Consider the following 15,803-nt stretch of genomic DNA (forward strand, 5'->3'; position numbering starts at 1 on the left):
AAGAAGGGCAGAAGTAACATGGACGTGCCGTAATGGGAATACAAGATAAACATAAACTAGAAATATCTTTATTACACGGCTTTATCGCCCTCTTCTTAATTCTCGTTGTTAGTGGTTTTACTTCTTATGCACTGAACCTGAGTTGGGGGTGGTTTCGTCAGGCACTAGCCCTTGTACACCTGTTTGCGGGTTATGTAATTGGCGCCATTTTCTTTTTTTACTCCTATAAACATTTTAAACGAACAGTGGGTTTTCGACGGACTGGCTCGATCATTCTTGGTGTGAGTTTATTTCTTGCAACCTGCTATCTCTTATTAACCGGTGTCTTGATCAGTTTTACTGGCGTATTAAAAAAACAAGCCTGGTTGCTCGACAGTCACATAGTTTGTGCAATATTAACGCTTTTCCTGTTAGTCGTTCATTTAATATGGCATTACGTAACATTTCCGAAAAACAGACGTTCAAGTGTTCCGTCCGGGTTTGTCACGCTTTCTAGTAAAATAATCAGACCTGTTTTAGTTGGTGTAGGGGTAACAAGTGCTATCACTGTTGGCCTATTGGCTGGAAACTACCTAATCCAAAACAACTACCCAAATGATACGGTGGATAATTACCTTTATGCATATGGCGACGGTCCTTTCTTGCCCAGCCTAACCATGACCGAGAGTGGTACTTTCGTACAGCGAAGACATATTGCCGAATCTGCACAATGTATTGAATGCCATAAAGGTATCGGTGAGCAATGGATGGCTTCTACGCACAGACATGCGGCGGATGATCCCACATATGTGCGAAACGTGAATTTGCTGACGGAATCTAAAGGCATTGCAGCAACCCGATACTGTGAAGGGTGTCATGCACCAGTGGCCTTGTTGACTGGTCAGTTAACACCAGGTGGCAGCCATGGAGGCATACCTGATACCGTAGCAAATAAAGAAGGGATTAGCTGTATGTCGTGTCATGGTGTGAATCAACTGACTAGCTCAGAAGGGGTGGCAAGTTATCATTTTGCCCCCAGAGAATCGTATTTGTTTGCCAATGTGGATGTATGGCCGCTTAATTTTTTGCATCAACAGGCGCTAAAGTTGGTTCCACAGCGTCATTCGAATGATCTTTTATCACCACTGCTGCAAGAGTCGCAATTTTGCAGTTCATGTCATACCCAATTTATGGATAAATCCATGAATAATTGGGGCTGGGTAAAAATGCAGGACGAATTTCTAGCCTGGTCAAACAGTAAGTTCAATTCGCCTAAGGAACCGAGATTTTCCCATCCACAAAACAAACAATGCCAGGACTGCCACATGCCGATGATAGATGCTGACGACATCGCATCCGATGGCGCAGGAAAAGTACGTTCTCACTACTTTGTCGGTGCCAACGTAATGTTGGCGAAACATTTCGGCAATGAAACATTATTTGAAATGACCAAAGAATTCCTACAACAAGACAAAATTCAGCTGTCGATTGAGCCTCCAGAAGATGAGCAGGCCAAACAAAGCGCTTTGTATCTTAAAGCTGAACTGAGAAACCAGCACAAATACCCGGTTGCTATGTATCGGGGAGAGCACAAAAAAATCAAAGTGTTATTGACGAATCAGGGCGTTGGGCATAGTTTTCCTGGTGGCACCATAGATTTAAATGAAGCTTGGATAGATTTTAAGGTATATGACGCACAGCAACGTCTTGTCACCTCAAGCGGTCAGTTGCAAAAAGATGGGTCCCTAGGGGCTGATACGGTTGTTTATAAAGAGATCGCAATCGATAGACACGGTAAAGAAGTATGGCGTCACGACTTATTCAATATGGTTGGACGCAGTTATATAAATGTTATTCCTGCGGGTTCTACTGACGTCGTGGAATTCGATCTCACGGTACCAGACTGGGCCACTTCACCACTTACCATTTCAGCCACACTTAAGTTTCGTAAACTCAATCAGAAGTATTTAGATTGGGTTAATCTAAAACAATCAGTTGACACCAATCCAATAATCGATATTGCACGAGACAGTGTCAGCGTTAAAGTGCTCAAGGCGCCAGCGAGTCAGTAGTCTTGTTTGATGCAAGTACATGATACTGGCGCCACTTCGAATCTAGTACATAACCTTTAGCTTGCGCGTAACGGATAAAGCTACCAATCCACACGGTATTTACCTGATTATCAGAGATATCGGTGTAACTGTGCTGAAGATACAAAAACTCAAAAATTCTGGTCAGTAGGGGGCTTTGTTCTGTTAACCCTTCTTTGTGTGCATTTCGCGCAGCGCGGGCCAGTTGGTTTATCACTACTCGTTTTTTCATCTTTGAGTTGGATTGCATCACGTAACTAAGTGCCATGGGGTTGTGTTCTAAGATAGAACTAAAACGGCTTCTGAGGTCCTTCATGTCTGGCGCAAAGCGTTGCTCACAATACTTTGTCAAAGAAGCGCGAATACGACACTCTTTTGATATAGCTGACTGAAATGCTAGGGAGTACTGGTTTAAATCTTGGCTTTCGAAAAAGGACTTTAAGCTTTGCAAAGATAAGTAAGGAATAAACCAGGATTGCTCGGGATAATGCTCTAGTAGTAACTGCGAGTAATCTTCAGGCAGGGGCAGGCCGAGTTGGTTCATTTTTATGGCAATGCGTTCTATATCCTTCTCTGAGCGCAACTGATTAAGTTGATTTATCGCTCGTAATTTATCCTGCTCTGTTGTTGCTGAGAAAATATCGATTGTATGCGCGATGGAAAAATGGCTAAACAAAGTCGAATTAAGGTAGGTGTTGATCCAAGAAGTTTCAGTTGGGTTTGGCTCCTGCCTCGCTGGGGAGCCAAAAACGTTTTGTAAAACAAGCCTGTCAGGATGAAGTCTGAATACCAAGGCATCATTTCTAGTCATTTCAACAATAGATTTTATCTTGCCAGGTTGTTCGTTAAGTTTGGTCAATGTGACTGCGCATTCGGCTTTAAGTACTGGATCGTGAACCTTGGAACAGATATGTGTTAATGGTGATAGTGCTTTTCGGTACTTTAAAAAGCCAATTGTTCTAATGACAGATGCAATAAGGGCGTTTGATATGTGTTGATTCTTTTGCTCTCGGTGAAGAAGTGACATGAGAGAAGAGCCTATTGTTGGGTCTTCGCTCGCACTCAAAGCGTGAAGAGCACAAATGGCCTCAGATTCAGAGGACGTTCTCAGTGCGCGATGCAATAACTGAGATTTCAGCACTGGCTTACTTAAAGGAGCCACTTCTTCTTCCCAGAACCAGTAATTAAGATTATCTGTTAGTTGGCAAAATTGTGGTTCTGGCAGTGAACGAATCAAGTAATCCAAGTGTTCGACAAACAGATCACTTTCGGTTTTGCTGATTAACTCTATAAGCATCGTATAAAGTTCAACACGCTGTTGCGACGGAGGAAATCGCTGCATTTGGTTGAATAACCAACTGATCAATGTGATGACTTCTTGGCTTCTCGCCTGCGAAGTTTTTACTGTTACAAATTTATCGTGGTTCAATTGTTTGGCAAATGTCAGTAATTCGTTTAGCGACGGGGTATTTGTTTGCGATAAAGCGGGAATGAGTTCTTTCACTGGTAAATCTATATACGCAAACAAATTGTAATGATTGGTCTCAATTGAGTCAGTATGCCTCTTCGGTTTTTTCGAGATAATGTCGATACTACCGTGAGCCAAATTTAACTGATAGACGTTGTTGAGAGTTAAGTTTTCAAAAATGTATTTGTTGTCAGGTCCTGTTACTTTAAGCGATACGTCAGAATCAAATTGACCTAGGCCGAAATGCACTCTGCGTTGGCTTGAAGATAAAAAGGGCTGAGGCTTCACTGAGGTCTTGGTTGCCAACTGCGTGTTTGACTCTGTGTTCAAAGTAAACTCTACCAAGTTACAAAGGTTCATTGGCCGGCAGTTAAAAGATATCCAGTTATTTTTGGTGTCACTGTGATTCATATACAGAGATAGCACACCATTGTTGTTGTTTACGACATAATCAAGTTGCCCATCGTTGTCGAAATCAGCAGACGCGATCCCTCTGGAGGAACGTTTTAGTGTGGGAAACTGGGTAAATAAAGTTGACTCAAATCGCCCATTGGGTAGTTGAAGCCTTCCGGAATTTATATTTCCTATAGGTAAATAAGGGGTGTCAATATGGGGGGCTGCATTGCCCTTTGCTAAGATGAAGTCATCAAGACCGTCATTATTTAAATCTTCAACAATTGTCCCCCAAGATTGCACTGAAGCGTCTTTATCGGATGTAGCGAATAGTTGCCAAGCCCTGTCCTTGTTTACCTGTTCACCGACAAAATGCAATTGGGTGCTGCCACCGCCAAAGGGGATAAACAACAATGCTGTTTTATCTGCAATCTTGATAGAAGCGAGCTGAACGTTGGGGGACTTCTTAAAACTCAATAATTTGGTAAAGGGGTCACTTGATTGAATATTACCAAAACCAATGAAATCTGAATTTGAACCCGAGCCGTTTGCAATATAGTAGCCGCTAGAAGCAGGCTTATTTTCGGCAACCATTTGTTTGGGTATGATACTTAAAGTTCGGTCATAACTTGGTAGTTGTAGTGTTTCGAATAGAGGAGTGGACGTTTTGTCTTGGATACCACTATTTAGCAGGATTGCATTTCTTAATCCATTGTAGTTTTCGGCATCAAATTGGGAATCAGTTTCATAGCCGTATTGCTGGTTCCCTATCTTTATGTCATTTTCATAATCTAGAAAGTTGGCGACGAGAATATCCTGTTTGCCATCCTGATCATAATCCCAAATAGTGATAGATAGCGGCCAATAAGGTTTGGGGATCTCACCTATAGTGGATCGACTAAAAGTTTTGCCATTTTCGTTGGTGAGCAAGATTATTTCGTTAGTTTTACCATAAACTAGATCCGGATATCCGTCGTCATTCAAATCGCCAACAGCACAGCCATATCCACCAGATAACATTGTTTCTTCTGCTACGGTGGTGACGTCTACAAAATACTGTCCGGCGATATTCTGATAAAGTTTGGAGCCTGTCGGATTGTTCCACCAATGTTTCCTTCCATATCGACGAGTAACGCCTTCTCCTCCCACAACAAACACATCTTCATATCCATCTTGATTGAAATCAATGACACATACACCTGATCCCATTGCATCTTTAATACCTGATAGCTTTTCGGTGCGCTGAATATGTTTGAACACGATGCCCTTAATGAAGGCTGATTCTACAAATTGTACGGGGGTGTACTGAGTTTGGTAACTGATAGGGGGTACAGACTTGGAGGTTGTCGAAAAAGTAAAAACAGAAATAAGATATAGTGATAAGCAGATAACACTGATCAGTCCAAAGGCAGTTAGTGTTTTGATATTAAGAAGAGCTTTATCCACAACAATCCCTGTTTTTCAACAAACTGTCATACTTTAACGCGAAGATGTCTTTAACGAAAGTTTAATTTGTTTACATGATGGCAATAAAAAAAATACTCTTTACTTACAAAAACACCTAGTTTAAGATTATTTTGCTTGTACGAAAAATATACGTTTTTGGGTGCTATACTCATACTTCGTTGGGTTGCACTTGGTCGTAAAGTTGATGAAATGCGACAGCATTCGTGCATGCTAGGCGCAGGTAGTTTGGGCGGAAAAATAATAACAGAAAGGATGCGGTTTTATGAAAAGCAGTACAATAACTAAAGCCTGTATGGCGCTTTTATGCGTTGTGCAATATCTCTTTTTTAGCGTGGCAGCACATGCGACCCTAATCATAAATGGTGATTTTTCATCAGGACTGAATGGCTGGAACGACGCAAGTTTCACTGGCTCCGTGACAGAAAATGGCGGTCAGGCTATTTTATCATCCGGTGATGATATTGACCCGTTTGCAGCTGTCTTAACACAAGGCGATGATGGAAGTTTTCTTTTTGATTCACCAATCATGGTTGATCTTAATGTGTCAATGTTAAGTGTCGATGTCGCACTACAAAGTATGCTTTTTGATCCAACGGAACAAGGCGGTTCTGCATTCAGAGATACACTATTTTTGGCAATTTATGATGCGGCTGACGACACTTTTGATTCGGTGTTTGAAATTTCTGCATTTGGAAATGTAGCTGAAACCTTCTTATTCGATATGAGTAATTGGTTGGGCAGAGAAATTGCCATCTCATTTGAACTTGCCGATGAAGATGATGGGTTTAATAATTCCTACTCGGTCGACAATGTCTTTATTACTTACAATAGCACCCCAGTGCCTGAGCCAGAGTCCTTCTTTATGTTACTCGCTGGTCTCGCACTGCTAGCTCGTTGTCGCAAGTCTATGTAGAAAAAATTTATTATAAGGGCTAATTAGGCCCTTTTTTAGGAAGAAGCTCGCTTTTGTAAAAGATAGCGTTATCAGGGAGATAAAAGTTTGAATACCGTTAAGTTATTACTTTTCATATTCGTTTGCTCGGTTGCTGCTTTACTCGTCAACGTCGGTAAGGTAAATGCGCAAACTAATTCAGATGGTTGGGTGAAAAACACGCAAATAGAAGTAAGCTGGAATAACCCACAACGCAGTAGGCGTTCTCCTGATGCTACCGTTACGGCACAAATCACAAACAATGGTGATGAACAGATAAACGGCCCCATTCACTTTGTTATCGAATCGCTTACGCCAGCTACTATGTCGGTAGCCAATGCTGACGGCAAGCTAGGCGAATTGGACTATGTTGTAGCACTTCCGGAAAATCAGGTTTTGGCGCCCGGTCAAAGCCTGACAGTTGGCCCCCTCACTATTGCCGGTGGACGCAACAGTTTCAATATCAGTGGCTCTGCCTATGTTCAGGTATCACAAGAGCCCGTGGCACTGGAAGTGGATATATTAACACCTGCTACGTTAACCACGTTTGGAAGCTCACCAGTAACCGTTACGGGCACCATTAATCAGGAAAATGCGGAATTAACATTAAATGGCGCAGTAATTGCGCATGATGGTAAGCAGTTTAGTGCTAATGTCGAACTAACCGAAGGATTTAACACAGTTGTCGCACGCGCGACCAATGCAAGTGGTGAGCAAACAACCGATTCTATTTCAGTATCTCTGGATTTAACTCCTCCTTACGTAACAATCGAATCTCATACAGAAGCACAAGAAGTTTATAGTGACAAAATTACTGTTACAGGCCTAGTTAATGATATTGTGCGCGGAACCGTTTCTGAAGAGCAAGCAACGGTTGAAGTTAATGGTATTAAAGCGACCGTATCTAACCGTAGCTATGCTGCATCAGATGTGCCGTTAAACGAGGGCGAAAATGTTATTACGGTTACCGCTATTGATGAATCCGGCAACAGTACATCTATATCGCAAAAAATCATCTACAAAATCGTAACAGATAAGCGCTTAGTATTGGTAAGCGGCCAAAACCAAACTGCGCAAATCGGCAATAAACTACCTGAACGACTTATCGTAAAATTGCTTGATGGCTCTGATGCGCCAATCGAAGATGCTACTGTTGTCTTCAGGGTAACGCAAGGTGCAGGAATTGTTGGCAGCACGCCTGAAACATCCGGCCGAGCTATCATTGCGAAGACTGATGCTGAAGGTGTGGCGAGCACCGAATTTCAGGTAGGCTACCGCACAGGTGTTGCTAACCATAAAGTTCGCGCTAAAGTCGTTGGGGTTGAAAACGAGGTTATTTTCCCTGCGTCAGCAATCAGCGTAACGGGTGACAAAATCAGTGTTAACTCAGGTAATAATCAGCGTGGTGTTGTAGGACAAACCTTACCAGCTCCGTTTGTTGTTGCAGTAACCGACAGTGGTGCCAACGTAGTTCAAGGAGCACGTGTACGATTTGATGTGATCAAAGGCGACGGTGTTTTTCAAAATGAACAAAGCAGCTACGAAACGTCAACTGACAGCGATGGACGTGCGTCGGCGCAACTAACCTTAGGTTCACTTACAGGTATAGATGCCCAACGTGTTGAAGCTGTATTGATTGATTCGCCTGAGGGTATGGAATTACTGGCAGGTTTCTCAGCGACAGCATTTGTACCAGCAGACGCTGGAATCACGAGTGTGAGTGGTGTTGTACTGGACAATCAGGACACACCATTGCCGGGTGTAACGGTGCGTATAGAAGGCACTGATAGAACTGCATTTACTGATCAACAAGGTCAGTTCACTATTACTCAAGCGCCAGTTGGACCGGTTCATTTAATCGTTGATGGCTCGACCACGTTAGCTTTTGGTGAGTATCCGACTCTAAGCTATCATGTTGTGACCGTGTCAGGTGTGGACAACCCACTTTCTGGTCCGATCTACATGGTCAAATTAGACACAGATAACGGTGTGTATGCGGGTAAAGAAGACGTAGTACTTACCCTAGATAATTTCCCTGGATTTAAACTGGAAATCGCAAAAGATTCGGTGACATTCCCAGACGGTTCACGCGAAGGAATTGTTTCAGTCACATCTGTAAACGCCTCAAAAGTACCAATGGCGCCGCCCAATGGTATGCAACCTCAGTTTATCGTAACAATTCAGCCAGTTGGCGCAACATTTTCTCCTGCTGCTAAATTATCCTTGCCAAACGTTGATGGTCATGCGCCGGGTGCACAAGTTGAGATGTACTCTTACGACCATGACTTAGAAGAATTCGTAGCCATAGGTTTAGGTACAGTTTCGGAAGATGGCTCAGTTGTTTCATCCAACCCTGGAGTTGGTGTCGTAAAAGCAGGCTGGCATTGTGGTTCACAACCGGGTGGTTCAGGTACAGCTCACAATTGTCCAGAGTGTCAAAAATGTCAGGGCAGTTCCTGCGTAAGAGATCCGGCACAGGATAATAAACCTCTTTCCAAACAGACACCAGAAGATTGTAAAACACAATTGTGTAAGGGATTCAAACCAGATCCGAGCGATATTCCGGTGAAAGCAGATGTGAAATTCGATTGTAAAAAGCCAGGATGCGATGGAGCAAACCCAATTTTTGATGTACCTGATGATGGAGATATCAAAGAAGAAGATAAAAAGTGTGCTATGTGTTCTGAAGGTAAGAAAGTACCAGACGAAAGTAAAGAAGATCAACCGTGTGGCACACCTGGAACAGATACAGCATGTTATACCTGTAAAGATGGCTCTTGTGGCAATCACTGTGAAGCGAGCAAAGATAAAGAAGTTACCAAGGTTGGCATTCCTGGAGAAATAACAAATTTCTTGACTATATTAAATCGTGGCTCAGAAAAGCTGCGAAAAGTATCTCCGTTTACTTTATCACTTGATATTACTGGTGGAGGTTCAATGGAGCAGGGCGAAGCCTGTTGTACCGCGTGTGTAACGACTGAGCCTGTCATACAAAATAAATATGCAATTGACCTTGAAATTAAAGCGACTGCGTCTGCTGCAACACCTAGGCTTCCTTTTCCGTCATATGAACATTATTTCAATAGGGATGAACGTTTTGCTGTGGGTGCAAATGCTGAGCTGAGAGGGACTGTAACTGGAGCAACTGCACCAAAGTATGAGTATACAGAAAAGCTGGGATGCCCAGATGATGAAAATTGCCACGAATTTGGTGCTCAAGTTGCTGTAGGAGGGGAGATCGCTGCTAGTGGTACGTTGCAAGCTGCAATGCAAGAGTGGGATTTTGATAATGCGTTATATCATTGTAGCTTTTATAGCCGAGAAGCGAGGAAGAAGCCTAGTAACAATCACTGCTGGTCTACTAAAGAAGGTATTTCGGGAACTATAAAAGGTGGTGCTAGAGTAGAGGCTAACGTGAGCTCATCTTCGAATAGCTGTACTGGACCTAAGACATGTGCATGGCAAATAAAACCGGTTGAGCTATTTGCGGAGGGGAGCGCAAAACTGAAGTTCTTGTTTTTTGACTTCGAGTACAATTATAAACCAGACCCAATTAAAGTATCAGACGGCGGCGGCGGAAGTTGCTTGTAGGAATGAAAATGAAGATAAAGCAGTTAATCCTTTTTTTAATTTTTGGTGTTACGTTTGGTCAGCAAGCTATTGCCGTAGAACGAAAAGAATGGAGTATTATCTCACACAAAGGTGAGTCGATGTTTGCCGCCTCACAAAACTTGGAAGCCACGCGAAAGGGCCATGAATTAGAACTGACTAGTGAAGCAAGATTCGATAGTGCTCAGAATTTGCTATCTCACTATTATTGGCTGTTGAAAGAACAGAAAATAAAGGAGGTAGCGAGACTTTTTACAAATAAAGATGGCAGCAGAGCTAAGTTTGAAAATGCGATTACAACGAATAAATTGAAGCTCACAAAGTATGCCACCCTAAACAGGGTGCGAATTACTTCCATGCAACAGTGGGACAGTTTTACTGTATTTGGTGTGAAGCTCTTTAACTCACAAAACAAGAGTATGAGCTGGCAAGAACGAGTTGTTTGTGAAAGCAGGTGTTACATGGTTTTTTCTATTGCTGATAACTCTCAAGCTTCAGATTTATTGGATTTAGGTAAGATGACGTACCTAGAGTCTAATCGGTTAAATGGTGATTTGACTAACAAGTTGAAATTCAAGAGTAAGCCTATTGAATTTTCGGTTTCCCACCCAGAGGGTGGACTGTACCGTGGTAAGAAGAACGAATTTACATTTAAATTTGCAATGCAGCGATTCAAAGGCACTCAGACAGTTTCTAGGCAAAAGAATTGTACGATTTACAAATCTATGGAGACGGTTGCTTTTTGTCAATTTTTAAACGAATCCGAGCAAGTAGATCCTGAAAATGATTCTGAAATTGAAAAGTTTGTCACGTCAACCACGGCTAAGCCACAAGGAAATGGCGTCATGATGAATGAGAATCGCGGTGGTATAGTCCAAAGCGTAATATTTACAGCAAATGCATTTTTAGCGCGCGTGAATAAGTGGCAATCAGTTGAACTGCTAGGTTATGTAGATAGCGATTCAACTAGGTTTGTAATTTTTCGCCCTTTTATCAGTGATAACAGTGTTCAGCCAATTCAAGTTGTTTCTTTTGCAATTGCTGGGGCAGAAAAATCTAATAAGTTGATTTACGGTTCGAATTGGGAAGACGGGTATTTATTCTTCTATAACAATATTGTATCTAACGAATTAAATAGAGCAATTTTATGACAATAGAAGTTAGCCGCGCACAACTTAGAAAAGCCAGATTGGGTGTCTATTTTGTCGCTTTAATAGCGCTAATATTTGTAATTGTTTTCTCAATAAAAGTATTTAAAGGGGTAGTTGGTCCAATTTCTTCCATAAATTGGCTTCCCAATGAAGCGATGCTAATCAATGTATATATTGACGAAAAAATTACAACAACTACTAGAGATAATCGAAGCCAATATACGTTATATACGCCTCGTATTCAGTACAGGTATACATTTAATGATAAAGAGTATATTGGAAATAAAGTAACTTGGTACGATATATATGACGACGGCTTTATGCTTGAGTTAGGACATGAATTAGAGAGAAAGTTTGAAGCTTCTGAGCCAATAGAAATTTACATAAACCCAAATAACACGGCAGAATCCGTTTTGATCAAAAATATTATTTGGGAACATATGTCGATGTTGCTTGTTGGTTTTCTTATTTCTTGGGCGGCCTTTCTTTGGTTAGTGCATGTTCTCGTTTTTAAGTTGAAATATAAAAAATAAGTACGTTGAGTTTAAGTGATTACTTTTTAGTGTTTTTAAATAAGGGCTTTTTCAGAATTAGCCCGTAAAAATTACGGTTAAAGATTTTAGTTCTCCAGCACTAAAGGAGCAGTTGGTGCGCGGGTTAAATAGGGATATAAAATGAAAATTTGGTCTTATCGTCTACTAAGTACAATCGTTTTTCTGCCTTTGGTAGTGACAAGCGCTCAGGCCGTCACGTTGGACGAAAAGTGCGTAATTAATATACTTAACCGAACGATCCAAGTCAGTGAAGATGGTGGATGGGCGTTACCTAATGTTCCTTCAAATATGGGACAGATTCGCGCTAGAGCGACCTGTACTTTAGAAGATGGTCGTACGGTATCCGGTCAAAGCGATTACTTTAATGTGGTACGTAATGGCATTACAAAAGTTGGCGACATCAAATTTGAACAGCTTGCTCCTATTCCGGTTTCTCTTAGCTTTTCAACAACCGATACATTACTTCTAAACAATCCTGAGCAAACTTTTCCTCTAACAGTCACTGGTTTTTTTGCCGACGGCAGTGTCGATGACTTAAGTGCTGGAACAAAAGGAACAAACTATTCAAGTACAAATGAGATGATTGCAACTGTTAGCCCTGACGGTGTGGTTACAGCTAAAGCTAACGGTGTCGCTCTGATCAGTGCTCGTAAAGATGGCGTACTCGCTAGCCGCCGAATAGAAGTGAAAATAGGTGGTGATGGGGATTCTGATGGAATTCCAGATGACGCAGAACGTGCGCTTGGGCTTAATCCTAATGATCCTATCGATGCATTAGAAGATCATGATAACGATGGGCTATCAGCACTTGAAGAGTATCAAGCAGGTACCAATATTTTCGACGCTGACACAGATGGTGATGGCGTTAGTGATTTAGAGGAGCTAACTGTTGGAGTTAACGGGTTTATTACCAATCCGCTTTTAGCCGATTCAGATGGTGACGGTATTTCTGATGGATTGGAAATCGCAGGTGGTTCAGATCCAAATGATTCTTCAAGTGGTGATTTGGCAGACTATCTTGACTTCATAACGGTATCTCCTGAGAATCTTTTCTTAACTTATAATGCCATTGATGGTGAAGCCAGCGGAAAACTCTCTGTTACTGGCTACATGTTAGATGGTACGTCTGTTGATCTCACACAACAATCAAGTGGTACCCGTTATACTACGGACGATATTACTATTGCCAATTTTGGTTTGTCTGATGGTGAGATTTTTGCAGGGCAAACGGGTGAAACAAAAATAACGGTGACTAACCGTGACCAAAATTTTGTAGTAAATGTAAACGTCACGCAATTCGATCCTGTCGCACAGTCTACCGTTACCATTCCAGGCTACGCTAATAACGTAGATCTAAAAGAAAACGTTGCATTTGTCGCAGCCGGTGCAGCTGGACTGCAAATAGTCGATGCAGACGATACCTTGAATCCTGAGATAATTGGCTCATTGGATACCATAGGCACCTCTATTGATGTTAAGGTGGCAGGTGACTTAGCATTTGTTGCTGATGGCGAAGCTGGGCTTCAAATTATCGATGTGAGTGATGTAACTGAGCCTAAGTTACTTGGCACTGCTGATACCGCTGGTATTGCTCAAGATTTATCGGTAAAAGGCGACTTTGTTTTTGTTGCAGATGGCTCGGCCGGCATCGAAATATTTAATGTTGCGAATCCTAGTAAACCGTTTGTTGCAGGTTCAACCGAACACCTTACTGGAGTCAAAGGTGTCGCTGTAGAAAACAACTTTATGGTCGCTGTAGGTGGCACTTCATTATCGCTTTTTGATATTGAAGACCCTTCATCGCCATTGCACCTCTCCTCTGTGAATATCGGTACTGTTAAAGACGTAGAAATTAGCAATGGATATATTTATGTTGCGGCATACAGCACAGGTTATCGAGTATATAAGATAACTGAAGCTGGAACGTTGGAGTTAAAAGGCGGAGACAGGACCTTTGTACCACGTGATGTTGCTGTGACAAACGGATTTACCTTCTTTGCTGAGCAATTATTCCCTAATGTTGTTGCCTATGTGAATACTAAAAACCCTGATGAACCTTTCTTTCAGGATACGATAAACCTTTCTCCCTTAGGTGACTACGCCGGAACCGGTATTGCACTTAATGCAACCCATGCTTTTATTACAGAAGAAAGATATGTTGTGGGTTCAGATTATAAAGCGACGGGTGATACGAAACTGTTTATCGCGCAGTATAGGGAGTTAAACGATGCAAATGGAATATCTCCTACAGTTTCGCTAGTTGAGCCAGCATCAGACGGCGTTACAGTTGAGGGTGCAAGATTAACGTTAACTGCAGACGCGCAAGATGATATTGCCGTTGGTAAGGTCGATTTTTATGTTAATAATCAGCTAGTTGCACAAGACGCTACTTACCCGTATTCCGTTCCTTTCACTGTTCCTCAGGATGTTGAAAATCTTGCGGTTAAAGCAATAGCAACAGATCTGGGTTCTAACAGCTCAACAACGGTTACTGTTACGCTTGAAGTGCAAAATGATGAAGACGGTGACGGTCTCGGTGATGAAGAAGAAGTTAATACTTGGATGACGGATGCCAATAACCCTGACAGCGATGGAGATGGCCTGTTAGACGGGGAAGAAGTAGCGCGTGGGATTGACCCTAACAATCAAGATTCCGATGATGATGGCAGAAAAGACGGCGATGAGATTGCAGCAGGTACCGATCCCGCAAACCCCGATATTATTGCACCTGCGGTAATTGCAACTGAGCCGACTGCTGATCAAACTGAGGTGGCGGAAAACAGCGCTATTATTGTTACTTTCTCAGAGGCTCTATCACGTAAGTCTGTCAACGCTAATTCTATTCGTGTATATGGAGACGGTGGCGTACCAGTTCTAGGAAACGTTAAGTTAATTGGCGGTGATACGCAGGTATTGTTTACGCCTGATGCATTAATGGCAGATTACACTGTGCATGAAGTTGTTATCGGTATTGTAAAAGACACTGCAGGTAACCCGTTGGCACAAGAACAGCGGTTTACTTTCGAAACCGGAAATACTGTTGATACGGTTAGACCGACTGTTAGCAATATCAACCCAGTGCACAACGCTCAAAATGTTCCCGTTAATATTGCATTAACTGTGGTGATGAGTGAACGGATCGATCCGGAAAGTGTAACCAATGAAAGTTTCTATATCGAAGACAACTCGACAAGAGAAAGAATTGAAGGGTTAATAGATGTTAAGGACGATAGCACGACAATCACCTTTACCCCGAATGCTGCGTTTCTTGTGGGAAGACAACACAGAATATATTTGAGAAGTGGAATAAAAGACCTCTTTGGTAATTCCATGTCTAACCGCACTTACTACTTTACAACAGCGTTTGATGCAGATGGTGTTGCTCCACTGATTAGCAGTACTAGTGTTATTGAAGGGGAAACATCCGTACCTATTAATGCCAGGTTCAATATTAGGTTTGACGAAGCGGTAAACAGTTATTCAACTAAGAACATACAACTCTTTAAAGGGGATGAAGTTGTTGCTGTGGACCTTACAAATAGCAGTGATCTGCGCATAGCAACCTTAAAGCCTAAGTTAAACTTGGAGTCTGAGACAGTCTATACATTAGTTGTAGACGGTGTTTCTGATCTTAGTGGTAATCTGCTTGAATCTGCACAATCAACCTCTTTCACGACAGGCACACAAACTGATACACAAACAGGCACACTGCGAAGCTACAGCCCGACGAACAGTGCAACGGAAGTGGCCTTGAATGCGGAGTTTACGGCAGATTTCAGTGAGCGTATCGACCCGACATCGCTACATAGTCAAACATTCTGGTTGTATAACAATACAGAAAGGCGCAATGAAGCAGCGACCTTGAGCTTAAGTGCAGATGGCAAGCGGGTAACGTTAACGCCGGATGCATTGCTAGAAGCGGGGCACCAGTATTACGTGTATATCAGCTGGGGAACCTATCTGAAGGATATTGCAGGTAATAACGTGGGCTCATATCACAGGTACCAATTCACGACGGGTGACAGTGAAGATGTGCAGGCACCGAGTGTGATAGCGAACAACCTGTCACAAGGACTCACGGATGTACCCGTTAATGCTCCGGTGGTATTACGCCTAGATGAAGCGGTAGCAGCACACTGTGTGAACGGTGACACCGTATCG

Annotated in this window: 7 protein-coding genes; 6 read left to right on the forward strand and 1 reads right to left on the reverse strand. The window is 42.3% G+C overall.

Annotated elements, in window-relative coordinates; translation table 11 throughout:
* Positions 1 to 326: 326 nt before the first annotated feature.
* Positions 327 to 2,051 (forward strand): multiheme c-type cytochrome, encoded by a 1,725-nt coding sequence (locus ACOB80_RS18235; RefSeq protein WP_473167297.1) that lies wholly within the window; start codon positions 327 to 329, stop codon positions 2,049 to 2,051.
* Here ACOB80_RS18235 and ACOB80_RS18240 read toward each other — a convergent pair.
* Positions 2,029 to 5,376: a CRTAC1 family protein gene (locus tag ACOB80_RS18240; protein ID WP_473167298.1), complete on the reverse strand. Its 3,348-nt coding sequence runs from the start codon at positions 5,374 to 5,376 to the stop codon at positions 2,029 to 2,031. The two genes, ACOB80_RS18235 and ACOB80_RS18240, sit on opposite strands and share 23 nt — an antisense overlap.
* 283 nt (positions 5,377 to 5,659) lie before the next feature.
* Between ACOB80_RS18240 and ACOB80_RS18245 the strand changes: the two genes are divergently transcribed.
* The 5 genes from ACOB80_RS18245 to ACOB80_RS18265 form a co-directional block, all read left to right on the forward strand.
* A complete protein-coding gene (locus ACOB80_RS18245; RefSeq protein WP_473167299.1) occupies positions 5,660 to 6,310 on the forward strand; it encodes a PEP-CTERM sorting domain-containing protein in 651 nt (216 codons plus the stop codon).
* A gap of 87 nt (positions 6,311 to 6,397) precedes the next feature.
* On the forward strand, positions 6,398 to 9,919 hold the full coding sequence (locus tag ACOB80_RS18250) for a carboxypeptidase-like regulatory domain-containing protein (RefSeq protein WP_473167300.1): 3,522 nt from the start codon (positions 6,398 to 6,400) through the stop codon (positions 9,917 to 9,919).
* 8 nt (positions 9,920 to 9,927) lie between these two features.
* A complete protein-coding gene (locus ACOB80_RS18255; protein WP_473167301.1) occupies positions 9,928 to 11,088 on the forward strand; it encodes a hypothetical protein in 1,161 nt (386 codons plus the stop codon).
* Complete coding sequence (locus tag ACOB80_RS18260) at positions 11,085 to 11,621, forward strand: DUF3592 domain-containing protein (RefSeq protein WP_473167302.1); 537 nt, start codon at positions 11,085 to 11,087, stop codon at positions 11,619 to 11,621. The genes ACOB80_RS18255 and ACOB80_RS18260 overlap by 4 nt, the downstream gene beginning before the upstream one ends.
* Positions 11,622 to 11,762: 141 nt before the next feature.
* Positions 11,763 to 15,803: Ig-like domain-containing protein (locus ACOB80_RS18265; RefSeq protein ID WP_473167303.1), on the forward strand; the 4,041-nt coding region annotated here is incomplete at its 3' end.

The sequence above is a fragment of the Thalassotalea coralli genome, from assembly GCF_055786205.1.